Origin of the sequence: Streptococcus respiraculi (genome assembly GCF_003595525.1) — a bacterium.
Lineage (GTDB): Bacteria > Bacillota > Bacilli > Lactobacillales > Streptococcaceae > Streptococcus > Streptococcus respiraculi.
The window spans coordinates 71271-96534 of record NZ_CP022680.1 but is presented as its reverse complement, the minus strand read 5'-3'; the positions used below and the strand labels follow the sequence as shown (position 1 = coordinate 96534).

General features: G+C 42.8%; 21 protein-coding genes. 7 read left to right on the top strand and 14 right to left on the bottom strand.

The window, feature by feature from the left end; all coding sequences use genetic code 11:
* Positions 1–46 precede the first annotated feature (46 nt).
* The 9 genes from CHF41_RS00430 to argR all read right to left on the bottom strand — a co-directional run bounded on the left by CHF41_RS00430 (position 47) and on the right by argR (position 9104).
* Positions 47–634 (bottom strand): GNAT family N-acetyltransferase, encoded by a 588-nt coding sequence (locus tag CHF41_RS00430; RefSeq protein WP_240622959.1) that lies wholly within the window; start codon positions 632–634, stop codon positions 47–49.
* Complete coding sequence (locus tag CHF41_RS00425; RefSeq protein ID WP_119875507.1) at positions 627–1193, bottom strand: DNA-3-methyladenine glycosylase I; 567 nt, start codon at positions 1191–1193, stop codon at positions 627–629. The genes CHF41_RS00430 and CHF41_RS00425 overlap by 8 nt, the downstream gene beginning before the upstream one ends.
* Before the next feature lie 11 nt (positions 1194–1204).
* Positions 1205–1795, bottom strand: a complete 591-nt coding sequence (gene ruvA / locus CHF41_RS00420) for a Holliday junction branch migration protein RuvA (protein WP_119875506.1) — start codon at positions 1793–1795, stop codon at positions 1205–1207.
* A gap of 6 nt (positions 1796–1801) precedes the next feature.
* The gene (locus tag CHF41_RS00415) at positions 1802–3022 is read right to left on the bottom strand and encodes an MFS transporter (RefSeq protein ID WP_119875505.1); all 1221 of its coding nucleotides are present in this window, start codon (positions 3020–3022) and stop codon (positions 1802–1804) included.
* A gap of 18 nt (positions 3023–3040) precedes the next feature.
* Positions 3041–4981, bottom strand: coding sequence for a DNA mismatch repair endonuclease MutL (mutL, locus tag CHF41_RS00410; protein ID WP_119875504.1), 1941 nt, complete (start codon positions 4979–4981; stop codon positions 3041–3043).
* 111 nt (positions 4982–5092) lie between these two features.
* Complete coding sequence (locus tag CHF41_RS00405; RefSeq protein WP_119875503.1) at positions 5093–5539, bottom strand: DUF3021 domain-containing protein; 447 nt, start codon at positions 5537–5539, stop codon at positions 5093–5095.
* Positions 5536–5979, bottom strand: a complete 444-nt coding sequence (locus CHF41_RS00400) for a LytTR family DNA-binding domain-containing protein (protein WP_119875502.1) — start codon at positions 5977–5979, stop codon at positions 5536–5538. The genes CHF41_RS00405 and CHF41_RS00400 overlap by 4 nt, the downstream gene beginning before the upstream one ends.
* A 139-nt stretch (positions 5980–6118) precedes the next feature.
* Positions 6119–8653: a DNA mismatch repair protein MutS gene (mutS, locus tag CHF41_RS00395; RefSeq protein ID WP_119875501.1), complete on the bottom strand. Its 2535-nt coding sequence runs from the start codon at positions 8651–8653 to the stop codon at positions 6119–6121.
* A 10-nt stretch (positions 8654–8663) separates the two neighbouring features.
* Positions 8664–9104: an arginine repressor gene (argR, locus tag CHF41_RS00390; protein ID WP_075105151.1), complete on the bottom strand. Its 441-nt coding sequence runs from the start codon at positions 9102–9104 to the stop codon at positions 8664–8666.
* Positions 9105–9215: 111 nt separating this feature from the next.
* Here argR and argS point away from each other — a divergent pair, with 111 nt between their 5' ends.
* Positions 9216–10904 carry an arginine--tRNA ligase gene (gene argS, locus CHF41_RS00385; RefSeq protein ID WP_119875500.1) on the top strand — a complete coding sequence of 563 codons (1689 nt, stop codon included), beginning with the start codon at positions 9216–9218 and terminating at the stop codon, positions 10902–10904.
* A gap of 41 nt (positions 10905–10945) precedes the next feature.
* On the opposite strand, the gene CHF41_RS00380 is transcribed toward argS, so the two are convergent.
* The gene (locus CHF41_RS00380; protein ID WP_119875499.1) at positions 10946–11392 is read right to left on the bottom strand and encodes a hypothetical protein; all 447 of its coding nucleotides are present in this window, start codon (positions 11390–11392) and stop codon (positions 10946–10948) included.
* 112 nt (positions 11393–11504) lie between these two features.
* The gene (malQ, locus tag CHF41_RS00375) at positions 11505–13007 is read right to left on the bottom strand and encodes a 4-alpha-glucanotransferase (protein ID WP_119875498.1); all 1503 of its coding nucleotides are present in this window, start codon (positions 13005–13007) and stop codon (positions 11505–11507) included.
* 305 nt (positions 13008–13312) lie between these two features.
* On the opposite strand from malQ, the gene CHF41_RS00370 reads away from it, so the two are divergent.
* The 6 genes from CHF41_RS00370 (at position 13313) to pulA (ending at position 21592) form a co-directional block, all read left to right on the top strand.
* Positions 13313–14566: an extracellular solute-binding protein gene (locus tag CHF41_RS00370; RefSeq protein ID WP_119875497.1), complete on the top strand. Its 1254-nt coding sequence runs from the start codon at positions 13313–13315 to the stop codon at positions 14564–14566.
* Positions 14567–14700: 134 nt separating this feature from the next.
* A complete protein-coding gene (locus tag CHF41_RS00365; protein WP_119875496.1) occupies positions 14701–15993 on the top strand; it encodes a carbohydrate ABC transporter permease in 1293 nt (430 codons plus the stop codon).
* Between the two features lies 1 nt (position 15994).
* Positions 15995–16837, top strand: a complete 843-nt coding sequence (locus CHF41_RS00360) for a sugar ABC transporter permease (RefSeq protein WP_119875495.1) — start codon at positions 15995–15997, stop codon at positions 16835–16837.
* 907 nt (positions 16838–17744) lie between these two features.
* Positions 17745–18527, top strand: a complete 783-nt coding sequence (locus CHF41_RS00355; RefSeq protein WP_119875494.1) for a DUF1189 family protein — start codon at positions 17745–17747, stop codon at positions 18525–18527.
* A 9-nt stretch (positions 18528–18536) separates the two neighbouring features.
* Complete coding sequence (locus tag CHF41_RS00350) at positions 18537–19520, top strand: LacI family DNA-binding transcriptional regulator (RefSeq protein ID WP_119875493.1); 984 nt, start codon at positions 18537–18539, stop codon at positions 19518–19520.
* A 17-nt stretch (positions 19521–19537) separates the two neighbouring features.
* Complete coding sequence (gene pulA, locus CHF41_RS00345) at positions 19538–21592, top strand: type I pullulanase (RefSeq protein WP_119875492.1); 2055 nt, start codon at positions 19538–19540, stop codon at positions 21590–21592.
* 55 nt (positions 21593–21647) lie between these two features.
* Here the strand turns inward: pulA and nrdI are convergent, their stop codons facing one another.
* From nrdI to aspS, 3 genes are all read right to left on the bottom strand, one after another.
* Positions 21648–22097 (bottom strand): class Ib ribonucleoside-diphosphate reductase assembly flavoprotein NrdI, encoded by a 450-nt coding sequence (nrdI, locus tag CHF41_RS00340; protein ID WP_119875491.1) that lies wholly within the window; start codon positions 22095–22097, stop codon positions 21648–21650.
* Positions 22098–22477: 380 nt separating this feature from the next.
* Complete coding sequence (locus CHF41_RS00335) at positions 22478–23413, bottom strand: YitT family protein (protein WP_119875490.1); 936 nt, start codon at positions 23411–23413, stop codon at positions 22478–22480.
* Positions 23406–25157: an aspartate--tRNA ligase gene (aspS, locus tag CHF41_RS00330; RefSeq protein ID WP_119875489.1), complete on the bottom strand. Its 1752-nt coding sequence runs from the start codon at positions 25155–25157 to the stop codon at positions 23406–23408. Before aspS ends, CHF41_RS00335 begins: the two co-directional genes overlap by 8 nt.
* Between the last annotated feature and the right edge of the window lie 107 nt (positions 25158–25264).

Genomic DNA, 25264 nt, shown 5'->3' with positions numbered 1-25264 from the left:
GGCCAAATCCTTTGACAAGATAGGTCAAAATGCTTTTACAACGGGATTATCTGACCCCATCGGAATACATCTCCACTTTATTTACAGGCTTTCGAATCTCGTAGTCCAACATGGTCACGATTTCTCCGCGTAAATTCTTTGCTCCCTCACGGCGTCTAGCCAGTTGCATGCCTAATTTTTTCATTACCTTTTCACTAGCACTATTTCGAGAATCGCAAGATGCCGTTAAGGTTTTCAAATCGGCAATTTGCCAGAATAATTCCTTCAAAGCTAGGGCAGCTTCGATAGCATAACCTTGATGGTGATAATTTGCATGCAAGGTATAGCCAATGCTTGCTACATCTTGCCCCTCATTCAAATATAGGACAATATTTCCAATCATCCGTTGATTTTCGTTTAACTCTATTGCATAACGACCAAGGGGACTTGCCATATTGTACATGACGAGGCCTTCCAAACTTTCCCGCTTATCCTTATGAGCATGGTAATTATACTTCAAAAGTTCATCATCAGATGTAAAAGCATGATAATCCTCCAAGTCTGTCACTACCATTGGACGAAGTTTCAAGCGCTCGGTTTCAATGTGGGTGTTCTGGGCAAAAGCTACCAAGGGTTTTACAGTTATTTCATTCATGAGAATTTCCTTTACAAAAGCAATCCAGTTCATGATCATTGACAAGACCTGCTGCCTGAAGATAGGAATAGACACAGACTGGACCAACAAAGGTAAAACCTCGTTTTTTCAAATCTTTTGATAGTTGTTCTGACAAAACTGTCTTGCTAGGCACTTCACGATAGCACTTTACACGATTGTCAATTGGTGTAAAGTTAACCCAAGACCAGAGATAGTCTGCAAAGGTACCATACTCCTCCTGAACCTTGAGAAAGGCTCGTGCATTTTGTCGTGTCGCAAAAATCTTGGCTCTATGGCGGATAATGGCTGGATTGTGCAGTAGACTTTCCAATTCGCTGTCTGACATCTGCGCAACGACTTGCACATCATACCCATGAAAAGCTTTTTGAAAAGCTGAGCGTTTATTGAGAATGGTTTCCCATGATAGCCCCGCTTGGTAGCTTTCGAGACACAAGAGTTCAAAAAGAACTTGCTCGTCTTTGACAGGTCTCCCCCACTCCTCATCGTGATAGGCGACATACAAGGGATTACTTTCCTTAACCCAACCGCATCGTTTCATGGACGTTACTCCTATTTCATTAGCATTTTGAGGGCTGACTTGATGTAATTTTCAGCCGTATCCGTCGTTCCTTCAAAGAATTTCTTGATTTTCTTCAATTCAGCTGGACGGTAACCCAAGGCCTCCATTGCTTCCATAGCCTCATCAAGAGCGGTATTGGCTGATTCCTCAACAGCTAGGCTTGGAAGCTCAGTTTCTTCAGAAAGCACAAACTTGCCTTCCAAATCGAGCACCATTTGCTGGGCTGTTTTTTTACCAATCTTTGGAAACTTAGTCAAGTAGGTAATGTTTTTCTGCTCAATCGCCCGCACCAATCCGTCATTATCATCGACTGCGATAATGGCAAGAGCCGTTGTCGGACCAATCCCTGAAACGGAGATTAAACTCAGAAAGACTGATTTTTCAGCCTCTGTCCGAAAACCGTACAAGAGATGTGCATCTTCTCGCACCACTTGGTGAACGTAGACTTGTATGCTGTCTTGAAGCTTATCTGAGTAAGCATAGGGATTCGCAACATTTAGCAGATAGCCAATACCACTCACCTCTACGACAATATATTTCGCTGTAATCTTTGTGACAATTCCTTTTAAATATTCGTACATGTTTCCTTACTTTCTATGTAATTTCGCTGCTTTTATAATCAAACTAAGACTGACTATGACAATGACTATGAAGCTGATATGTAAGCCAATCGGACCTGTCAAGGCAGTCAAGGACACCATTATACCGGCTAGGATATTTCCCAATGGTTGCGCCAAAGACATGAATCCCGAATAGGAACCAAGCTTGTCCTCATCCATCATCTCAATCCGCAAAAGTTGACTGGCTGGAACCTGCACCATCTCTCCTATCGTGTAAAGCACTGCTGCAAAAGCAATACCCAGCAAGGCCTGAAACTGCATAGCAAGAAAAATCCCCGTCGCAAAAATTAGAAAACCAAGCGAATATTGGGGCAACACGGGCATTTTTTGGGTCCATTTGCCAACACGAGTCATGAGAAAGACCACCATAAAGGTATTGATAAAAACCGATAAACTCAGCATTTTAGGACCTGTAATCATAACGCCAAACAGCTTTGTCACTTGAAAATCTTGAGCATAATGGATTGGTAACCATGTGTCAATCTGCAACCAAATGCAGGCTGAACCAACACAGCCCGCCACATAGAGGAGAAAGACCCTATCTTTCAAGATTCCGCCATAGTTGTGGAAGACATCCCAGACTCCTACACCATGGGAAAAGTCAACATCTGCTGGCCTTGTTTCCTCAAAATTTTTCCACATGTAGAAAAAAATGAAAACATAGAGCAGAGCCATGGCAAGTAGTAACTCGAAAAAGTGACTTTCGTAAAAGAGACCAGCTAAGGCAGAGCCCAACATAATGGCAATATTAATGAGCCAGTAGCTAATCGTGTAGACAAACTTCCGATTGCTCTCATCTGTCAAATCAATCAACATAGCTTCATAGGCAGGCTGCGAAAAATTGTGCATAGCTCCCACCAAAAGAAATCCAATATAAGTGAAGATAGGCAAGGTATGATGAGGGATATTTGCCAAAAGAACGATCATAAAACCTATGCAAACACCTAAATTCCCAAGGTCAGCAACCTTTTTTCTACCCATAGAGTCTGCCATGTGTCCACCATACAGGGTTGACACAAAGCTGACAAGCTGAGTGATAATCAGCAAAATGCCTGTCCAAAAATTCCCAAAATAATGGGAATAATAAAGCGCCATAAAAGGGAAAATGGTATTTCCCAACATAGCGGATAAAAATTTGAACCCCTCACGGATTTGAATCTGTTTGGGCAGGGCAAAAAACTCTTTCATAACGCTCTCCTTAATGGGTCAATACTTGCCCAATTCCCGAAGACTGGTATGATTTTCCTGAATACGGCGGAACATTTTTTCCATGTCGGACGTTGTAAAATGAACCAAGACGGGTCGCCCGTGCGGACAATTATAGGGATTTTTACAGGTTGCTAATTGGCGCAACAAGTGGCGAGCCGAATAATCATCGAGCGAATGATTTGCTTTAATCGACCGTTTACAAGACATCATAATCGCCAGTTCTGCTCGGTAACGCTTGATGGAAACTTCATCTGTTAACAAGAGCATGTCGCACATCTCATAGACAGCAGACTCAATCTCGTCTTCTTTCATCCAAATCGGATGTTCGCGTAGAATGAATTGGTTGACGCCGTATTCCTCTAAGTTGACACCGACTTGACACAAGGCATCTAATTTTTGCTTGAGCAACAAGGCATCATTTGCAGGAAAGTCAAAGATATAAGGGACCAATAGCTGCTGGGAGGAATGCTCAACATTTCCAATGCTTTCGCGGTATTCTTCATATTTGACCCGTTCTTGGGCTGCATGCTGGTCAATGATATAAAGACCTGATTTTCCTTGCGCAAACAGGTAGGTGCCGTGCATTTGTCCGAAATATTCTAATTCTGGGAAAGTTGAAATTTCTTCATTTTCTAAGCGATCGGCTAATTTTGCCAACTCTTTTTTTCCAATACTTGGGTGCTCTAGGTCATCGGTCGCTAATTCTTCTCGCTGGGCAAACTTGATATTGACAGACTTGTCAACTTCCTTGTCAACTATATTGTCAACCTCTTTGGTGGGCTGAAATTCCTTGATTTCTTCAGAAACAGTTTGCGGTTTGACAAAGAAATCCTGCCGAACGGTATCGTAATAAAGATTGGTCTCTTTTAAGGGGAGGGTGACTTGCTCGGTCTTGATTTTGGTTCGGGTGCTTGATTTGGCTAGATTTTCCAAAGCATCTGGAATCAAATCTTGTTCCTTGAGCGCAGCTGCAATCGCCTCACGAATAAGGCTCATCAGTTCCTTTTCCTTTGAAATCCGCACTTCTTGCTTGGTCGGATGCACATTAACATCCGCCAAATAGGGATCAATCTGAATATCAATCACAGCGAGCGGAAAACGACCGACCATAAGCTTGCTACCATAACCGTCTAAAATCGCACGATTGAGCAAGAAATTCTTAATGTAGCGCCCGTTGATGAAGATGCTGATGTAATTGCGATTGGCCCGTGTCAACTCTGGTAGGGACACATAACCTGACACCAGAAAATCCAAGTCCTCAGCTGCAATCCCAACCATTTTTTTAGCTGATGCAATACCGTATACACCTGAAATAGCTTGGCGCAAACTGCCCGTTCCTGCTGTTTGGATTAACTCTCGTCCCTCATTGACCAAGCTAAAGGCAATCTCAGGGTGAGCCAAGCTCAAGCGATTCATCACATCCACAATATGGGACAATTCCGCCTGCTGACTTTTAATGTACTTGAGCCTTGCGGGAGTATTATAGAACAATTCTTCCACGGAGATGCGTGTGCCGATAGGTCGGCTCATGACGTCTTCTCTCGTCACTTGCCCTGCTTCAGCCTCCAGTAACAGACCATGAGGTGCAGTTTCTGTTGCAGTCTCAATCCGAATCCGACTGACGGATGCGATAGACGGCAGGGCCTCTCCACGAAATCCCAAGGTCCGAATGCGGAACAAGTCTGACTGACTTTTGATTTTACTGGTTGCATGACGGCGAAGGGCTAAAGATACCTGATCAGGGGCAATTCCTTCTCCATTGTCACTAATTTCAATTTTTTTAAGTCCTGATTCTTCGATACTGATGCTGATTTGGCTAGCACCTGCATCAATCGAATTTTCCACCAATTCTTTGACTACACTAGCAGGACGCTCAATCACTTCACCTGCCGCAATCTGATTGGCAAGGACTTCTGGTAGTTCAATAATAGTTGCCATAAGTATTCCTGTCTTTCTAATGACCTTATTATACCATAAAGGGAAATAAAAAGAGCAGGTAGGGTAACTACTCTGCTCCTTGGTAAACTAGACTTTGTTATATAAAAGCCTCTATTTCTCCAAACCTTGGTTAATGGCTGTCACCTGCTTTTTCATGTCATGATAATTGATGAAAAAGATAAGGGCATAAATGGCAATAAAGATGGTTTCAAAGAAGATAAGCCAAGGGAGACGAAGCGGAAACCAACCTGCTAGTAAGCCGAGCGAAGTAAAGCCGATTGCGGTTAGAAGAAAATGCACCACCGTCATTTTAAGCAAACTCCAATCTTGCTTAAAAATCTGATTCGCTATTTGAAATAACAGGCCAATCATAGCCCATATAAGAACCGAGATAAACATGATAACCACAGGACTAAAATGGCTCAGATAGTATTGTCCCAGAGTTGATGAAGGGTTCAGTGGAAGGTAGATGCCGTGTCCAAAGCAGGCGGACATGATGAGCGAGATGCTAAGGCCGATGGTGACGCCTAAACTAGCGGAATAAAGATAGCGTTTCATAGGTGTAATGCCTCCTTGATATGTTTGAGATAGCGACGGGACGAGTAGGTCACTTCTCTATTTTTAAAAACAAGTTTGACAAGACCGTTTGTGGTCACTTGTAAATGGTCCAGTTGATGTAAATTGATGATTTCCGATTGCGAAATCTGCAAAAAATACTGCGGTAACATCTCCTTGACCTGATAGAGTCGCAAAGAAGATTTGTAACAGTCATCTTTCGTTTTGGCCTGCAAGATACGATTTTCCAAATAGAGGGTGTAAATATCATCCCAATCAAGAAAATAGATATCCTCTCCCTTTTTGACCGTTAAATTAGTTGGAACGGTGTCCAACCGTTTGGTATACGCAACCCAATCCGAAATAACTGGGGTCAGGGCACGCACTTCAATCATGACCCTGTCTTCTGCAATATTCGGGTCAATCTCAATTCTTACTTTCATAACAACTCCTTTCTTACCTTTATTAAACATCATCTATGAACAGATTTCAATATCCGTTGCCTATACGGTAGAAGAAGCAATCTATGTGGTTGTTTTATAAAGCTATTAAAAAAGCTAGGTTCCCCTAGCTTTTCTCTTTTTACAATAATTTCTTCAACTCCGCTAGGGCATTCATGGCGTCAAGTGGGGTCATGGCATAAATATCTAACTTCTCTAATTGTTCTAGTGCTGGATGTGGGGCGGAAAAGAGGTCCATTTGACCAACAGGAGGCTGGAGAGGGGCCTCTTCTACTCTCTGCGGCAACTGATTTTGATTTTCTAGGGATTGTAAAATAGTGTCTGCCCGCTGCAGGAGTTCGTCTGGCATACCCGCAATTTTAGCCACATGAATTCCGTAAGACTTATCAGCAGGGCCTGAAGCAATCTTGTGCAAGAAGGTTACTTGACCATTGTGTTCTAAGGTGGATACATGGACATTTTCTAAATGTGCCAAGGTTTCACTTAAATCGGTCAATTCATGATAGTGGGTCGCAAAAAGAGTCTTTGCCCCAATGCGGTCATGGATATACTCGATAATCGACTGAGCCAGTGCCATTCCATCATAGGTGGCAGTTCCCCGTCCCAATTCATCAAAGAGAATCAGTGAATCTTGACTAGCCAAACGAACTGCCTTGTTGGCTTCCATCATCTCTACCATAAAGGTGGACTGCCCACTGACCAAATCATCTGCTGCTCCAATCCGTGTGAAAATAGCATCAAAAATCGGCAAAGTCGCTTGTTCTGCTGGCACATACGAGCCCATCTGCGCCATGATAACAATCATGCCTAGCTGACGCATATAAGTAGACTTACCACTCATATTTGGTCCTGTAATCAGCTGCATATTGGTTGCTTCATCAAGGACAATGGAGTTTGGAATATAGGTTTGCTTGCCCATGACCTTTTCCACAACCGCATGGCGTCCTTGTTCAATCAGCACTTGCCGACTACTATCGGTAAACTGCGGACACACGTAGCGCTGAGCTTCTGCGACAACGGCAAAGGATTGTAGCACATCAATCGTCGCAATGATTCGTGCCAAGCGTTGCAGGCGACTGATGTATTTTTCGACTTCTTGACGGATACGCATGAAGATTTCATACTCCAGATGAGCCGATTTATCACGCGCTTCGAGCATTTGTCCTTCAATTTTTGCTAACTCCTCCGTGCCATAGCGCTCTGAATTTTTCAGGGTTGCCTTACGGAAAAAATGGTCGGGAACGTTATTAAGATTGGAATTGGTCACGTGGAAATAGTAACCATCTTTTTTATTGTAATCAATTTTCAGATTGTTGATGCCAGAGTTAGCTCGCTCCTTGGCTTCAATTTCAGCAATCCAGCCTGTTCCTTCTCGCATGATCAGACGGTATTGGTCCAAGGTCGCATCAAAACCTGTTTTGATAATATCTCCGTCTGTAATCGCACCTTGGGCATCTGGATCAATTGCCTCACTAATCAGAGCATGGAGTTCAGGAATAGGATCCAAGCCTGCAATCAAGGGCGCAAGGGCAGACTCATTCATCTGCTCTAAAATCGCCTTCATCGCAGGAACATTTTCCAGCGTCTGAGCCAGTTGGAGCAAGTCCTTAGGTAGTGTTTTCCCAAAGGAAACACGACTAGCCAAGCGCTCGATATCATAGACGCCTTTTAAGCTCTCAATCAAGTCGCTACGCTCAAAGAAGTAATCAAGGAAGACCTGTACCACACGTTGACGCGATTCAATTTTTGTCCGGTCAATCAAGGGACGGTCAATCCATGAACGCAACAAGCGTAAGCCCATAGCTGTCCTAGTCTCGTCAAGAAGCCAGTAAAGACTGCCATGCTTCTTGCCTGTTCGGGCATTTTCCAGTAAATCAAGGCTGGACTTGGTCGCATAGTCCATTTGCAGGTAGTCCTTAATCTCATAATGTTGTACCTTTTGCAAATGCACCAAGTCACGCAACTGCGTCCGCAAGACATAGCTGAGTAGTTTTCCTGCGGCATTTTTTTCGACCTCAATTAAGGAGGAGTCAATCAATTGCACGTCATCTGCTACCGTATCCTCATAAGATAGGAGAAGATTCATCTGACTGGTCAACACCTGCTCTTCCTCTTCTGACACCTGATAACCAATGACCAATTCACGGGCCCGCAAATTACGGATTTCCCCGCATAGGCTCATAAAATCATCCAGACTGGTCACAAAGAACTGACCTGTTGCCACATCCATATAAGATAAAGCATAGATCACTCCCATCCGCTCAATCGCAACTAAAAAATTACTCTCAGATCCAATCTTTGACGAATCCACAACTGTGCCGGGAGTGATGACCTGCACCACTTCCCGCTTGACAACACCCACGGCTGTCTTAGGATCTTCCATTTGCTCTGCCACTGCGACCTTGTGTCCCAAATCGACCAAGGTATCAATGTACTGCTGAGCCGCATGATACGGTACCCCTGCCATTGGAATTGGATTTTCCGCATTGCGATTGCGACTGGTAAGCGCTAATTCCAAAATCTGCGCTGCCTCTACCGCATCGTCATAAAATAATTCATAGAAGTCACCCATACGAAATAGCAAAAAAGCATCTGGATAATTGGCTTTAATATCCAGATACTGTTGCATGCCGGGTGAAATTTTTTCTTTTGTCATCTCGCCCCTCTCAGTCTAAATAAGAATTGATTTCCGCTTCAACCTGCTTAGCCGCCTCTTCATCACGACAGATAACCAATAAGGTGTCAGCCCCTGCTAAGGTTCCCAAAATGGTTGCGGGTTTTTCAATATCAATGATATTGGCCATTAAAGCTGCTTCTCCCAATTCGGAATGAAGCACTAAAATGAAACTTGCTCGCTCTACCTTATAAGCATATTGGGCCAATAACTGGCTAAAAGCCATTTCTTCTTCATTTGCTGGCAAGCTATAGTAGGAACTGCCATTTTCGTGCATTTTTACAAGCCCCAATTCCCGCAAGTCCCGCGACAAGGTGGTCTGAGTCACGGAAACTCCATGCCGTTCAAGCCCCTGCTTGATTTCTGCCTGGGTCCGAATCTTTTCTTGACGAATCATGGTTTGAATTAACTGTTGTCGTTCTGCTTTATTCACTCGTCTACCTCTAACTGTATCATTAGGAATATTATAACAAATTTTAGCTGTTTTCTCATGCGTAAAAGCAGAAATATGTTAAAATAGAATGAATAACTCTGGAGGTTTATTATGAATCAAAAAATGCTTGTTGCTGAAAAACTCGCAACTGCCATTCCTAGTCTCGATTTAGAAGTGATTTACGCACTATTAGAAAAACCAAAATCATCTGAAATGGGAGATATTGCTTTCCCTGCTTTTTCATTAGCAAAAGTAGAGCGCAAGGCGCCTCAAGCCATTGCAGCTGACATCGTGGAAAAATTGGATACAGACGGATTTGAAAAAATTGTTGCAACTGGTCCTTACGTGAACTTTTTCCTAGATAAAGCAGCTATCTCACACGCTACCTTAACCCAAGTCATTGAAGAAAAAGAGAAATATGGACAACAAAAACGTGGGGAAGGGAAAAACATCACGATTGACATGTCTAGTCCAAACATCGCAAAACCCTTCTCAGTTGGTCACTTACGTTCTACGGTTATCGGAGATGCCCTTGCCAATATCTATGAAAAAATGGGCTACAAGGCGCTTCGTATCAACCATTTAGGCGACTGGGGCAAACAGTTTGGACTCTTAATCGTGGCCTACAAGCTATGGGGGGATAAGGCGGCTGTCGAAGCTAATCCAATTTCAGAATTACTCAAACTCTATGTCCGTATCAATGCTGAGGCTGATGAAAATCCTGAACTAGACGAAGAAGGACGCAGATGGTTTAAAAAATTGGAAGACGGAGATGCAGAAGCTCTTGAACTCTGGCAATGGTTCCGCGATGAGAGCTTGGTTGAGTTCAACCGTATTTACGACAAGCTAAACATTACCTTTGATTATATCCAAGGTGAAGCCTTCTACAACGATAAGATGGACAAGGGAATTGAGATTCTCAAAGAGAAAAACCTCCTACAAGAATCAAAAGGTGCCATGATTGTTGATTTGGAAAACTACAATCTCCCACCAGCCCTCATCATGAAATCAGATGGTGCAACCCTCTACATTACCCGTGATATTGCAACAGCCCTTTACCGCAAAGAACAGTATAACTTCGTTAAAAATATCTACGTCGTGGGGCAAGAACAAGCCAACCACTTCAAGCAATTAAAAGCTGTCCTTAAGGAAATGGGACTTGACTGGAGTGATGATATGCTTCACATCGCCTTTGGTTTGGTGACAAGAGACAAGAAAAAACTGTCTACTCGTAAGGGAAATATCATCCTCTTAGAACCAACTCTTGATGAAGCCGTTTCTCGTGCCCTCTCTCAAATCGAAGCAAAAAATCCTGATTTGGAAGACAAGGAAGCTATCGCAGAAGCTGTTGGTGTAGGAGCTGTAAAATTCTTCGATCTCAAAACAGACCGCGAAAACGGCTATGACTTTGACTTGGAAGCTATGGTATCCTTTGAAGGGGAAACTGGCCCTTACGTCCAATATGCCTACGCACGGATTCAATCGATTCTTCGCAAAGGCAACTTCACACCAGCAACGGACAACCAGTATCAATTGACTGATGCAGAAAGCTGGGAGATTATCAAACATCTCCAAAACTTCGCCAACGTCATCGAAAAAGCTGCTGACAAGTACGACCCATCCTTGATTGCCAAGTATGCGATTAACCTTGCCCAAGCCTTTAACAAATACTATGCCCATACCCGCATTCTTGATGAAAGTCCAGAACGCGACAGCCGCCTAGCTTTGGCTTACGCAACAGGTGTTGTCTTAAAAGAAGCTCTTCGTCTCCTTGGTGTTGAAGCTCCTAAGAAAATGTAAACAACAAGCTCCTTGGACATTCCCAAGGAGCTTTACTTTCTTTAAATATCTGTTGCCGTTTGTTCCATTGACGGTTTTTCTTTTGGTTTGCGGACCAAGAAGAAAACAGTCAATCCAAAGAAGATGGCAAAAAGGATGACAGATATAATATAATTGTTTAAGATATGTTCCCCAATGTAAAAATAGGTTGAACGTAAGAGGGTGCCAAAGAGATAGGCAATATAGCCATAGGAAGCTAACTCGTTTTTCTTTTGGAATAGAAAGACAATGGTTACAATCAGAAGCACAAACAAGATGATAACGATAGCCTTATTTGCCAGATTCGTCTCAAATGCAAAAGCTGTTTTTAAAGCACTCACTGTTGCAGGATCAAAGACTGCACCCATTTTTTCTTCTTCAAATTTGAGAAAGAAGGTTGTCCATACTTTAATCAAAGTCGAAATCATTGACAACACTACCAAAATATATAAATGAATTGGTTTTTTCATAACACATCCCCCTTGTATGATTGTTTTGTTACAATCGATTATACTCCTTTATTTTTGGCTTGTCAATCCTAATCGTAAGAAAATATTACACACTTTCAAACAGAACAACTCTCTATTGTTTCACATTCTGGCGGCGATAGGTAGTCGTCAAATCTAGCAGATTTGCTTCTACTTCTGCTGTCAGTTGCTCTTTTGTCATCCGCCATGTCCAGTTTCCACCTAGGGTATTTGGCAAATTCATCCGTGCAGAGCCGTCTAATTCGAGCAAATCCTGCATGGTTGCTACTGCCATAAAGGCGACAGACCCAAAGAGCATACGGAGCATGGCATGGTTAATGGATTCATCCGAATGACGGTTGCTATAAGCATCCAGATAAGCCTTTGCTTCATCACTGACTTCATTCTCATACCAACCACGAACCGTACTATTATCATGCGTACCAGTATAGGCCACAACATTTCGCCGGTGGTTATGAGGAATCTCGATGCTATCTCCATAAGGATCAAAGGCGAATTGCAAGACCTTCATGCCAGGGAAGCCTGTTGTTTCACGCAGTTCAATAACCTTATCTGTCACAGAACCTAAATCCTCAGCAATAATATTCAAATCGCCCAAAGCTTCTTTAATGGCCGCAAATAATTCAAAACCTGGTGCCTCTACGCGATAACCATTGACAGCTGTTGTTTCACCCGCTGGGATTTCCCAGAAAGACGCAAAACCGATAAAGTGGTCAATACGCACCATATCGTACAACTTAAAGCTCTCACGCAAGCGTGCAATCCACCAAGAAAAACCGTCTGCCTTCATCGCGTCCCAGTCATAAATCGGATTGCCCCACAACTGACCAATTTCTGAAAAAGCATCTGGTGGGCAACCTGCTACCACACTCGGACGTCCTTCTTCATCTGTTTTGAAGAATTGAGGATTGGCCCACATATCAGATGAGTCTGCCGCAATATAAATCGGCATATCTCCCACAATCTCAACACCGCGCTCATTGGCATAGTTTTTCAAGGCCCGCCATTGACGAAAGAACAGATACTGAGTAATACGGTGATAATCGATTTGGTCAGCCAATTGTTCACGGTAAGAGGCTAAGGCGGCCGCTTCTCGTCTGCGAATGGCAGCATCTTCCCACTCAGTCCATGCTTTGAGGTCAAAATGTTCCTTAATAGCCATGTATTCTGCAAAATTATCCAACCAAGAAGCCTGCTCTTCCAAGAAAGTCTGATAGTCTGCTGGTAGACCTTGCGCTTTCATGTGTGCAACAACCTTTTCTAGAACTGGACGGCGACCATAGAAAATCTTGGCATAATCAACTTCTGTCGGATTTTCGCCAAAGTCAATCCCTTCTACTTCATGGGCGTCTAACCATCCTTCTTCTATCAATCGATCGAAATCGATGAAATGGGTGTTCCCCGCAAAGGCTGAAAATGACTGATAAGGAGAATCCCCATAACTCGTTGTTCCTAATGGTAAAATCTGCCAGTAACGCTGCTTGGTTCTGACCAAAAAATCTACAAAGTCATAGGCTGACTGTCCAAAAGTTCCGATCCCGTATTTTCCTGGTAATGAGGAAACATGCAGCAAGACTCCACTTTGCCGTTCTTTCATATTACTAACCCCTTTTTATATAGAATACAATGATTATTTGCGCTTTTTAATCGCAAACGTTTGCTCGCTAACATTATATAATGTTAGCGCTCACAAATCAAGTCCTATTTGTCGAGAATCTATGTTTTTTCTATGTTTTATACCGATTTAGCAACTATTTGACACGTGACAAAAATTTTATAAAAATATCACAAAAAAGACTTGCAAACGCATTCATTTTGCGATATAATAGGTTCGAAAAGCAAACGTTTGCGTTATGCGTAGGCGTTTCTCACCATATTACAATTATTCTTGGAGGGGATAATATGAAACACAAATTAATCAAGAGCATGGCTCTTCTTGCTGCTACGACAAGCGTACTTGCTGCTTGTTCTTCAAATAAATCAGCTTCTAATGATTCAGCTGCTGATGGAAAATCATTGACCGTCTATGTGGATCAAGGTTACAAAGAATACATTGACTCTGCAGCGAAAAAATTTGAAGAAGACAACGGTGTTAAAGTCACTGTCAAAACAGGGGATGCTCTTAGAGGACTTGAAAACCTTTCTCTTGACAACCAATCAGGGTCAGCGCCTGATGTCATGATGGCACCATACGACCGTGTAGGTAGCCTTGGTTCAGAAGGTCAATTGTCAGAAGTCAAACTTGCTGAAACGAGCATGACAGACGATACAACTAAAGCACTTGTCACAAATGGTGGAAAAGTGTACGGTTCACCAGCTGTTATCGAAACACTCGTTCTTTACTACAACAAAGACCTTATCAAAGAAGCTCCAAAAACATTTGCTGAATTAGAAGCAATGGCAAAAGATGCCAAATATGCCTTTGAAGGTGAAAATGGTAAAACAACTGCTTTCCTCGCTGACTGGACGAACTTCTACTACACTTATGGACTTCTTGCTGGATACGGTGGTTATGTATTTGGTGACAATGGTACCAATCCAAAAGACATTGGCTTGAACAATGACGGCGCAATCAAAGCAATTGAATACGCAAAAACTTGGTACGGACAATGGCCTCAAGGTCTTCAAGATACTTCTGCAGCAGCAAATCTCATCAAGACACAATTTACAGAAGGTAAAACTGCAGCAATCATCGATGGACCATGGCAAGCAGCGTCTTATAAAGAAGCAAAAGTCAACTACGGTGTTGCAACCATTCCAACCCTTCCAAATGGCAAAGATTACCAAGCATTTGGTGGTGGTAAAGCATGGGTTATCCCAGTTGGATCACAAAATCCTGATATGGCACAAAAATTTGTTGATTACTTGACTTCAACTGATCAGCAAAAAGCACTTTACGATATGACAAATGAAGTTCCAGCAAATACTGAGGCTCGTGAATATGCTGTCGGTAAAAAAGACGAATTGACAAGTGCCGTTGTTGCCCAATTCTCTTCTGCACAACCACTTCCAAATATCTCTGAAATGAGTACAGTTTGGGAACCAGCTGCAAACATGCTCTTTGAAGCTGCAAGTGGTAAAAAAGACGCTAAAACAGCTGCAAATGATGCTGTGAAATTGATTGAAGATACTATCTCACAAAAATACGGCCAATAAGCAGACTATTGAATGGAATGAGGCTGGGTTTACTCCCAGTCTTTTATTCCAGCTTTATACTCATTGAAAGATCAGGTAGCTCACAAGGAGCTATATTTTCAGTGATACTCGCTTACTAGAAAGGAAATTTCAGGATGACCCAACAAAACCCTAGTAAAGCCCTACTTTTGTCTTTGATTCCTGGTCTAGGACAACTGTATAATAAACAAAAAGCAAAAGGATTTATTTTCCTCGGAGTAACCATTGCTTTTCTCCTTTACTTAATCACCATTGCTTCTGGAGAGATTGCAAATCTTGTCACACTCGGCAGCCAACGTGGACGTGACAATTCCCTTTTTATGCTGATTCGTGGTTCTTTCCACCTTATCATCATTGTAGTCTATCTCTTCTTTTATGTGTTGAATTTGAAAGACGCAAAAGATACAGCAAAACGTTGGAATAGTGGCATTCCTGTCACTACAACCCTCAAGGGAATGATTCAAAATATCTATGAGAATGGTTTTCCGTATCTCTTGATTATCCCGTCCTACGTAGCCATGACCTTTGCTATTATCTTCCCTGTTGTCGTAACGCTTTTAATTGCCTTTACCAACTACGACTTCCAACATTTACCACCAGGTGCCTTATTGGACTGGGTCGGTCTTGCTAACTTCTCGAATATCTGGTCATTGAGTACCTTCCGCAGTGCCTTTGGATCTGTCTTATCATGGACCATTATTTGGGCTCTGTGCGCTTCAACTGCTCAGATTGTCATTGGTATTTTAACTGCTATTGTCGCTAATCAGCCATTTATCAAAGGAAAACGCATCTTCGGTGTCATCTTCCTGCTTCCATGGGCTGTTCCTGCCTTTGTGACGATTTTGACTTTTAGCAATATGTTCAACGATAGTGTCGGTGCAATCAATACGCAGGTACTCCCATTTTTGAGTAAGTTCTTGCCATTTATTGACAACTTCCTCATTCCATGGAAAACAGACCCATTCTGGACAAAAGTTGCTTTAATCATGATGCAGGCTTGGCTTGGTTTCCCTTACATCTACGTATTGACCCTTGGTATCTTGCAGTCTATTCCAAATGATTTGTACGAAGCAGCTTACATTGACGGGGCTAGTCCTTGGCAAAAATTCCGTAGCATCACCTTCCCGATGATTCTTGCGGTTGCTGCACCAACCTTGATTAGTCAATATACCTTCAACTTCAACAACTTCTCCATTATCTACCTCTTTAACAACGGTGGACCTGGTAGTGTCGGTGGAGGAGCTGGTTCAACGGATATCCTGATTTCATGGATTTATAAATTGACAACAGGAACTTCTCCTCAATACTCAATGGCGGCAGCCGTGACCTTGATTATTTCAATGATTGTCATCAGTATCTCCATGATTGCCTTCAAGAAATTAAATGCGTTTGACATGGAGGATGTGTAAGATGAAACTTTCTGTAAAATTTAAACGTCGTCTCAGTCAGACCTTGACCTATCTCTACTTGATTGTCTTGTCTGTCGTTATCATCTATCCACTCTTGATTACCATTACCTCTGCCTTTAAATCAGGAAACGTGGTGGCCTTCAAGTTGGACGGCAATATCACCTTTACCCTCGAGAATTTTAGCAAACTTTTCAGCGAAACCCTATACGGCACTTGGTACCTTAATACCTTGGTGATCGCCCTCTTGACAATGGTTGTCCAAACCAGTATAGTGGTACTAGCAGGATACGCTTACAGTCGTTATAACTTCCTCGCTCGTAAACAAAGTTTGGTCTTCTTCTTGATTATCCAAATGGTACCGACTATGGCTGCCCTTACAGCCTTCTTCGTTATGGCCTTAATGCTCAACGCCCTCAACCAAAGCTGGTTCCTCATCTTCCTTTATGTCGGTGGCGGAATCCCGATGAACGCTTGGTTGATGAAAGGTTACTTTGATACGGTACCAATTTCTCTTGATGAATCGGCAAAACTAGACGGTGCTGGACACTTCAGACGTTTCTGGCAAATCGTTCTTCCCCTCGTTCGTCCAATGATTGCGGTACAGGCACTCTGGGCATTCATGGGACCGTTTGGCGATTACATCTTATCTAAGTTCTTGCTTCGTGAAAAAGAATACTACACCGTTGCCGTTGGTCTTCAGACCTTTGTCAACGATGCGAAAAACTTGAAAATCGCATACTTCGCAGCTGGTGCAATTCTCATTGCTCTGCCAATTTGTACCCTATTCTTCTTCCTCCAAAAGAACTTTGTATCAGGTTTAACGAGTGGTGGTGACAAGGGATAATCTTTGTCCCACCTTTTCTTATGAGCACGAAGTGAAATCAAGAGGTGACACCCAACATTTAATACTCTATAAAAATCAAAATCTGACTAGCTTCCACAATTAAGAATTGTGGAAGGTGAGAAATAGAACGAGCCTAGCTCGTCCCTTGCAATTAAGAATTGTGGAAGATGAGAAATAAAACGAGCCTAGCTCGTCCCTTGCAATTAAGAATTGTGGAAGGTGAGAAATAGAGCGAGCTTAGCTCGTCCCTTGCAATTAAGAATTGTGGAAGATGAGAAATAAAACGAGCCTAGCTCGTCCCTTGCAATTAAAAATTGTGGAAGATGAGAAATAAAACGAGCCTAGCTCGTCCCTTGCAATTAAGAATTGTGGGAGGTGAGAAATAGAGCGAGCTTAGCTCGTCTCCACTGAACTACTAGTTCGGACTAATGCTAACTGAGGATTATACAATAATCCTTATTTCCAACCTTCAACAGTCCACTGGACTGATGGTAGCTGAGGATTATACAATAATCCTTATTTCCAACCTTCAACAGTCCACTGGACTGATGTTAACTGAGGATTATACAATAATCCTTATTTCCAACCTTCAACAGTCCACTGGACTGTTGAAGCAAGGTGAGTTAACGGCGTCAGACTTTGATTTTTGACGAGTATAAGAACCTTATTCATAAGCGAAGTCACTCTAATCGGGAGCTTATTTTACGATAATCAAGGCATTTTTTGAAGAAATACTGACTGTATTTTGAAAAATAAACCCTGAATAGAGTTGCTGAACTGTGAATAAGGTTCTAAGAAACGACTAGACATTATCATTCAATCTTTCCGTTTTTGGAGCCTACTCAATCGGACGAATGAACAGCGTCATCAAGCAAAACTAGAAAGTGAAAGAAATGAGAGGATACCTATGTTACCTTACCCCTTTTCTTATTTTTCAAGCATTGTAACACCACAAAAAATGTTTGCCAATCGGCATGCCATGACCCTCTGGCAACGTCTGTTTACAACTGTCTTTCTGATTGCTCTCTTGGTCATTCCCTCGTCTTTACAAACCGTTCAATTGACCACCTACCCACTTGAAAACTTCATTGACGGCATCTATGAACCCTTGACTGAACAGGTCGTGACAGATTTAGCCCAGCATAGCCAGTTTTCTAATGGACAGTTGACCTATCAAGGAGAAACCCATACTCAGGACGTCACTTTTGGAAAAGAAGTACCACAAGGAGCTGGTTTTACCTACCAATTCGATACTGACAAGCTGATTATCCGTAAGGGGGAGACGACCTTGGTGGAAACCTCTTATCAAGGCTTTGAGGCCAGTAGTTTCCATGCGAAACAAGGCTTAACCACTGCGATTTCCCAGGCTTGGTACCAGCAAAATCGACTTCCGATTAGCCTTACGATTACCCTTATTTCCGCCTTTCTCTTGGGCGCAAATCTGCTCTTTATTGTTCTTGGAGCAACCTTCTTTCTTTACCTAACAAAAAAATCGACACTCTTTCACCTACAATCCATTAAAGAGTGCTATAATTTGGCCCTCAATTGTCTCGGTTTGCCAACGATTATCGCCTGTTTCGTCGGCCTGTTTGGTCAAACAGTAACAACTGTCATGACGGTACAAAATATCCTGTTTGTGCTTGTCTTACTCTGGGTCTTTTTCACCACAAAATTTCGAGATCATGCTTAGGAGGTTTGTATGCGTGCTACCATTAAAGATGTTGCAAAATTAGCAGGGGTTTCTCCCTCAACTGTCACTCGTGTCATTCAAAACAGCTCTGCTATCAGCCAAAAGACCAAGGAAAGTGTCCGCAAGGCCATGACAGAGCTCAATTATCATCCCAATCTCAATGCCCGTAGCTTGGTTAGTAGCTATACTCAGGTGATTGGACTTGTTCTACCAGATGACTCGGATATTTTCTATCAAAACCCATTCTTTCCGACTGCCTTACGTGGTATCTCGCAAGTCGCAGCTGATCATAACTATGCCATTCAAATTAGCACCGGAAAAGATGAAGCTCAGCGGTTAGAAGCCATTTCTCAAATGGTCTACGGCAGACGAGTTGACGGCTTAATTTTCCTCTACTCTAAGCCAGATGATCCGCTGGTGCAACTAGCTATTCAGCACAAGTTCCCATTTCTCATTTTGGGAAAGGCCGCATCACCTTTTATCTCATTGGTCGATAATGATAATATTCAGGCAGCCTTTGAAGCGACGAGCTACTTCATCCAAAAAGGGTATCAGAATCTCGCTTTTGTAGCTGGAAATAAGGAACTGGTTGTGTCTCAAGACCGCTATAAGGGCTATAAAAAGGCTCTGAAAGCCTATAATATCCCACTTGATGATAGCAAGGTCAAGTTCAGCTCAGGATTTCTTCTTGAGGACAGTAGCTATAAACTCATGAAAAAACTCATGAAACAAAAACCAGATGCTATTGTCACAACCGATACCATGGTGGCAGAGGGAATCTTGCACTATCTCAATGAAATCAATGTGCAGTTGCCAATTATTTCCTTTGACTCTGTCAAGCCGAAACTTCCAATCGATGCCTACGTAGACGTTCATGCCATTCAACTGGGACGTGTCGCCTGCGATACCCTACTTCAAATTATCAATGATAGCAAAGAAGAAAAACAGATTTGCTATCGTCGTGTGATTCCACATACTATTACTGAACTTTAGAAAGGAGCCATTGGCTCATGGCCTTACGACAATTTAAAGCCTATCTTGATGACGAAGCAAGCATCCGAGTTCTTCTTGAAAAACGCTTCGATCATCCTGATATGGTCTTTCACATTGCCTCTCACAAGACTGAAGAAGAACTGGTTATCCATAACCGAACTGAAGAACATCAGACGGTAACCTATCAGCTTGCCAGCCTTCATCCGCTCAGCTTGACGGGTGATTATACTATTTACGATCAAGATCGAAACAAAACTGAACTAGCCTACGGACAGATTGTTCGCTCAAACCTCTTTGAGCAGACCTTTACCTACGACGGACAGGATTTGGGTTCTCACTACAGTCTGAAAGAAACCCAGTTCAAACTCTGGGCCCCCATTTCAAAGACAGTCTTTCTAATCCTTGACGGTACACCTTACGCCATGCAAAAGCAGGAAAAAGGTGTCTGGCAGGTGACGGTAGCAGGTGACTTTGACGGGTCTAGCTATCACTACCTCCACAAGGTCAATGGAGAATGGATTTCTATTCATGATCCTTACGCACTATCTTCAACCGCAAACTCCGGAGACAGCTACGTCATCAATCTTGCTAGACTTGCAACTCCAAAAAGAGCCCGTACCCAGCTCGTACCTGCGCAAGCCATTATCTATGAAATGAGTGTCCGTGACTTCTCACAGCAGGCAGGTGCAGGATTTGCGCATCCCAGCCAATTCCTAGGCTTGACAGAATCCCCTCAACTAGAAGACATGACCCTTGGCATGGACTACATCAAAAAACTTGGAGTAACTCATATCCAACTCATGCCCCTTTATGATTTTGGGAGTATCGATGAACGTTATCCACAGCTTGTGTATAACTGGGGATATGACCCTGTACAGTACAATGTCCCCGAAGGTTCTTTTGCCAGCAACCCAGATGACCCGTACGCACGAATTTGCGAATTGCAAACAGCCATTCAAGCCTACCACGATGCCGATATCAGCGTCATTATGGATGTAGTTTACAATCATGTTTACCACGCAGAAGAATATGCCTTTGAGCGTATTGTCCCTGGTTATTTCTATCGTTACCAGGAAAATGGTCTTCGCACAGACGGTACTTTCTGTGGAAATGATGTCGCAAGCGAACGCAGCATGGTCCGCAACTATATCAAACAATCACTCCGCCAGTGGACCAGTCTCTATGGATTTGACGGATTCCGTTTTGACCTCATGGGCATTCTTGACATCGAAACCATGAATCAAATCGAGACAGAATTGCGGACACTCCACAACAATGTCTATCTCTACGGCGAGGGCTGGAAAATGGCAACAGGACTGGGCTATGACCAGCTAGCACATCAGTACAATGCAGAAAAGCTAGAAACACTTGCTTTTTTCAATGACGATTACCGTGATACCGTTAAAAAAGTCTTGCTCAATCCAGAGCGTTTGGTAAACAAGCAGCTGCATGAAAAGATACAACACTTGCTAACAGGAAGCCGTTTTAGTCATTTCCTCAGTCCAGAGCAGTCTGTCAACTATATTGAATGCCATGACAATGCGACCGCCTTTGATTATTTCCACATCGAAAATCCTGACTGGACACCACATCAGCAGAAACGCGCAGCTAGCTTTGGACTTCAGCTAATTCTGATTTCCCAAGGCATGGCCTTTCTCCATAGCGGACAAGAATTTTTCCGCACCAAGGATGAAATCGACAACACCTATAATGTACCTGATCGCATTAACCGTCTTGATTGGACAAGAGCGCTTCGCTACCGCGAGCATGTCCAGTTTATTAGCCAGTTGATTGCCTTTCGAAAAGAGCATCCAATCTTGAGCCAGAGCGATTATCGCACCATTCAAGAAAGTTGCGACTTCTATTGGCTGACCGAATATGTCCTCCGCTACACCGTCACATCCAATGATGAAAGCATTCAATTCATCATCAACTTCTCAACGAGTGACTTTAACTATGAAAAAGAAGCGAACCAGGCTGTCCGCTTTACTTTCCCACCAATGCTAGACGATAGCAATCAGATTACGATTGCAGGTCAGAGTATATGTATATTGGAAACTGAACCAAAATAAGAAAGAAACTCTAATCAGCGGAATACTGATTAGAGTTTCTTTCTATTTCACTCGTTTACACCAAATCCATAATTTTTCTCCCCACCCGCTCAACATCATTAGTGAGACCGCGGAGTTCAAAATTATCAAGGACTGGAAATCCGAAACGTTCTGCGTATTGCTTAGCTGTTAGGCAATATTGGTTATTGAAATTGCGATTTCCAGATCCGACAACCCCTAGACACTTCTCTACATTGCTGCCATGAGCAATAAAATCTCCCAAAGGCGTCGTTAAAATCTCAACATCGCCATTGTCCACACCGTTTCCACCCTCTAAATAGGTTGGTAAAAAAGCCACAAAAGGCGCATCAAGTTCATAGAAGGGAATGTCCTGCTTGACCAAGTCCTTGACATGGACTTGCTCCACCTGCAAATCTGACTGAAACTGTAAAAAAGTCGTCAAGCGTTTGACAAAACTTTCTGTATTGCCACTCAAGCTGATATAAACAAGGTATACTTTCTTCATCTCTTCTCCATTCAAAAAACACAATATATAGGACGTGGGAAAGAACTCAAACCCGCCCCACAAAGACCTCACTTTCCTATTTCTAGGCTCAGGTATCAACAGTCACTTCCCTGACTGTTGATATCTGCACAGTTGATTCAATCATCTTTTGAACTTATAAAGTAAACAAAGATTTCAATTAATCACTGCGTCAATCTGTTTTATAGTGGATTGAGAACAGAATAGGACAAGGCTAGGAGCTTCAGATAGAACTGGCGTTCATCAAAGCGACTTAACGATGTCCTAACCTTTATTCAATTCACTATACTAACTCTTATAAAAGAAGCTGGACTCCCCCAGCCTCAATATATTTATGTTTGTCAATTTAAAACAATAGCTCACTATTCATCTGCCTCGACAAATCGTCCGATAATATTGACATTATCAGCAACAGATACAAAGGCTGTCTGGTCAGTCTTTTTCATAATAGCCTTAAAATCGTTAAATTCAGCCCGCGTGATAATGGTAATCAGCACGGTCTTTTGTTCGTGATTGTAGGCTCCTTCTGCACCGTTGATAATGGTCACACCGCGGTGCAATTTCTTTTGAATCATCTTGATGACACGATTGGGATGACTAGTGATAATCATGGCTTGCATGCGCTTTTGCTTGACATAGATGACATCCGTCATCTGGCTGCAAACAAAAAGGGCAATCATAGAATACAGGGCATATTTCCAACCAAAGGTCACACCTGCTGCAAGCATAATCAAAACATTTACTATGAGGGAAATACTCCCCACCTGACGCCCTGTCTTTTGTCGGATCAAGATACTGACGATGTCCGTTCCGCCACTTGATACGTTATTGCGGAGTGCAAAACCAATCCCCGTCCCCAACATGAGACCTCCAAAAATCGCATTGACCAAGGGGTCTGTCGTTAAGGTGATATGGGGCATAAATTGAATAAAGAAAGAGCTAAACGTAACCGTGATAAAGGTGAAAATAGTAAATTTATTACCAATCTTGTACCAGGCAATGATGAGCAAGGGGATGTTCAAGCCGTAGTAGACCAGCGCAAGCGGAATTTCAAAGCCCCAATAGGTGACGGAAATGGCAGAAACAATCTGCGCAATTCCTGTCACCCCTGACGAGTAAACATTTCCTGGCTGGAAAAAGAAGTTGACAGCTATGCTGGACAAAATCCCGTAGATAATGGAGCCTGAAATCCGCTCAGCATAGCGCTCTTTTGAAACACTTGAGATGATAGACCAAAAGCGATTGCGTCTAGCCTTTCTCAAAAATCGAATCCGAAGTTTTCTAAAATACCTATTCATTGTTTGTTTGGATATGAAGTGCTAATTCTTCTAATTGGCTATCAGCCACCGTGCTTGGCGCCTGGGTCATCGGGTCGCTCGCCTTATTGTTCTTAGGAAAGGCAATGACTTCACGAATGTTGTCCTTACCTGCTAAAAGCATGACTAAGCGATCCAAACCAATCGCAAGTCCGCCATGTGGTGGGAAGCCGTAGTCCATAGCTTCCAAAAGGAAACCAAATTGCTCGTGGGCTTGTTCTGCACTAAAACCAAGGGATTTAAACATACGCTCCTGCATCTCTTTTTGGTTAATCCGCAGGCTACCTCCGCCCAACTCGTAACCATTTAAGACGATGTCGTAGGCAACTGCACGAACACTTGCCAAATCACCCTCTAAGTGATGAGCGGATTCTTCTGTCGGAAGTGTGAATGGATGGTGGGCGCTCATGAAACGCCCCTCTTCTTCTGACCATTCAAACATCGGCCAATCGATAATCCACAAGAAGTTAAACTTGCCTTCGTCAATCAAGCCCTGTTCCTTAGCAAGACGAGTCCGAAGCGCTCCGAGTGTATTGTTGGCTACTTCTAGTTCATCTGCAACAAATAAGACCAAATCATTGTCTGCTAACTGTAAACTTTCTGTCAACTTATCTGCAATAGTTGTCAAGAACTTGGCAATTGGACCTGTCAATTCGCCATTTACAACTTTGATCCAAGCTAGACCTTTTGCGCCGAACTGTTTTGCATAATCTGTTAATTTATCAATATCTTTACGTGAGTAGTTGTCTGCTGCACTTTTAACGACAATAGCTTTAACCGCCGCTGCTTCTGAAAAGACTTTGAAGTCAACGCCCTTAACAAGGTCTGTCAAATCTTGCAACAACATCTCAAAACGAGTGTCCGGCTTATCACTACCATAGGCATTCATGGCATGGTCATAGCTCATCCGAGGAAATGGCAGAGTGACTTCGATTCCCTTTGTTTCTTTCATGACACGCGCAAGCAAACCTTCGACGAGATCTTGAATTTCTTGCTCAGACAGGAATGAGGTCTCCAAGTCAACTTGTGTAAACTCAGGTTGACGATCCCCACGCAAATCTTCATCGCGGAAGCATTTGACAATTTGATAATAGCGGTCAAAACCAGCATTCATCAACAATTGCTTGGTAATCTGTGGACTTTGTGGAAGAGCATAAAAATGCCCCTTGCTGATACGGCTTGGCACCAAATAATCACGCGCACCTTCTGGTGTGGACTTGGTCAGCATCGGTGTTTCAACATCAATAAACTCAAGCTCATCCAGATAGTTGCGGATGCTGTGCGTTACCGCAGCTCGCAATTTAAAGTTGGCTAGCATCTCAGGACGACGCAAGTCCAAATAACGGTAACGAAGACGCGTATCGTCACTTGCTTCAATACCGTCTTTGATTTCAAACGGTGTTGTTTTAGCTGTATTTAAAATGGTCAAGCTAGACACTTGCAACTCGACTTCACCTGTCGGTAGAGCAGGGTTTGCCTGTTCACGTGCTACAACTTGTCCAGTCACTTCAAGAACAAACTCGCTCCGTACCTTTTCAGCTTGTACCATAAGCTCACTTGATACAGTCTCAGGATTGATGACCAACTGCATAATTCCTTCGCGATCACGCAAATCAATGAAAATCAAGCCACCTAAATCACGACGACGACCAACCCAGCCTTTCAAAGTAATTTCTTGACCGATGTGTTCTTTCCGAACACGTCCTGCATACATCGAACGTTTCATATTTTCCTCTCTCCGGATAGCATGGAGTAGCCTAGCTCTCCACCTATTCTTGGTTTTAGAATCTTTCTCTTTTCACTTAATAGTAGCAAGATGAGTTAACGATGCGA

What these genes read in the sequence shown, in the direction of transcription:
- CHF41_RS00430 (WP_240622959.1), bottom strand. Translation starts at nt 634, where the DNA reads ATGAATGAAATAACTGTAAAACCCTTGGTAGCTTTTGCCCAGAACACC.
- CHF41_RS00425 (WP_119875507.1), bottom strand. Translation starts at nt 1,193, where the DNA reads ATGAAACGATGCGGTTGGGTTAAGGAAAGTAATCCCTTGTATGTCGCC.
- ruvA (WP_119875506.1), bottom strand. Translation starts at nt 1,795, where the DNA reads ATGTACGAATATTTAAAAGGAATTGTCACAAAGATTACAGCGAAATAT.
- CHF41_RS00415 (WP_119875505.1), bottom strand. Translation starts at nt 3,022, where the DNA reads ATGAAAGAGTTTTTTGCCCTGCCCAAACAGATTCAAATCCGTGAGGGG.
- mutL (WP_119875504.1), bottom strand. Translation starts at nt 4,981, where the DNA reads ATGGCAACTATTATTGAACTACCAGAAGTCCTTGCCAATCAGATTGCG.
- CHF41_RS00405 (WP_119875503.1), bottom strand. Translation starts at nt 5,539, where the DNA reads ATGAAACGCTATCTTTATTCCGCTAGTTTAGGCGTCACCATCGGCCTT.
- CHF41_RS00400 (WP_119875502.1), bottom strand. Translation starts at nt 5,979, where the DNA reads ATGAAAGTAAGAATTGAGATTGACCCGAATATTGCAGAAGACAGGGTC.
- mutS (WP_119875501.1), bottom strand. Translation starts at nt 8,653, where the DNA reads ATGACAAAAGAAAAAATTTCACCCGGCATGCAACAGTATCTGGATATT.
- argS (WP_119875500.1), top strand. Translation starts at nt 9,216, where the DNA reads ATGAATCAAAAAATGCTTGTTGCTGAAAAACTCGCAACTGCCATTCCT.
- CHF41_RS00380 (WP_119875499.1), bottom strand. Translation starts at nt 11,392, where the DNA reads ATGAAAAAACCAATTCATTTATATATTTTGGTAGTGTTGTCAATGATT.
- malQ (WP_119875498.1), bottom strand. Translation starts at nt 13,007, where the DNA reads ATGAAAGAACGGCAAAGTGGAGTCTTGCTGCATGTTTCCTCATTACCA.
- CHF41_RS00370 (WP_119875497.1), top strand. Translation starts at nt 13,313, where the DNA reads ATGAAACACAAATTAATCAAGAGCATGGCTCTTCTTGCTGCTACGACA.
- CHF41_RS00365 (WP_119875496.1), top strand. Translation starts at nt 14,701, where the DNA reads ATGACCCAACAAAACCCTAGTAAAGCCCTACTTTTGTCTTTGATTCCT.
- CHF41_RS00360 (WP_119875495.1), top strand. Translation starts at nt 15,995, where the DNA reads ATGAAACTTTCTGTAAAATTTAAACGTCGTCTCAGTCAGACCTTGACC.
- CHF41_RS00355 (WP_119875494.1), top strand. Translation starts at nt 17,745, where the DNA reads ATGTTACCTTACCCCTTTTCTTATTTTTCAAGCATTGTAACACCACAA.
- CHF41_RS00350 (WP_119875493.1), top strand. Translation starts at nt 18,537, where the DNA reads ATGCGTGCTACCATTAAAGATGTTGCAAAATTAGCAGGGGTTTCTCCC.
- pulA (WP_119875492.1), top strand. Translation starts at nt 19,538, where the DNA reads ATGGCCTTACGACAATTTAAAGCCTATCTTGATGACGAAGCAAGCATC.
- nrdI (WP_119875491.1), bottom strand. Translation starts at nt 22,097, where the DNA reads ATGAAGAAAGTATACCTTGTTTATATCAGCTTGAGTGGCAATACAGAA.
- CHF41_RS00335 (WP_119875490.1), bottom strand. Translation starts at nt 23,413, where the DNA reads ATGAATAGGTATTTTAGAAAACTTCGGATTCGATTTTTGAGAAAGGCT.
- aspS (WP_119875489.1), bottom strand. Translation starts at nt 25,157, where the DNA reads ATGAAACGTTCGATGTATGCAGGACGTGTTCGGAAAGAACACATCGGT.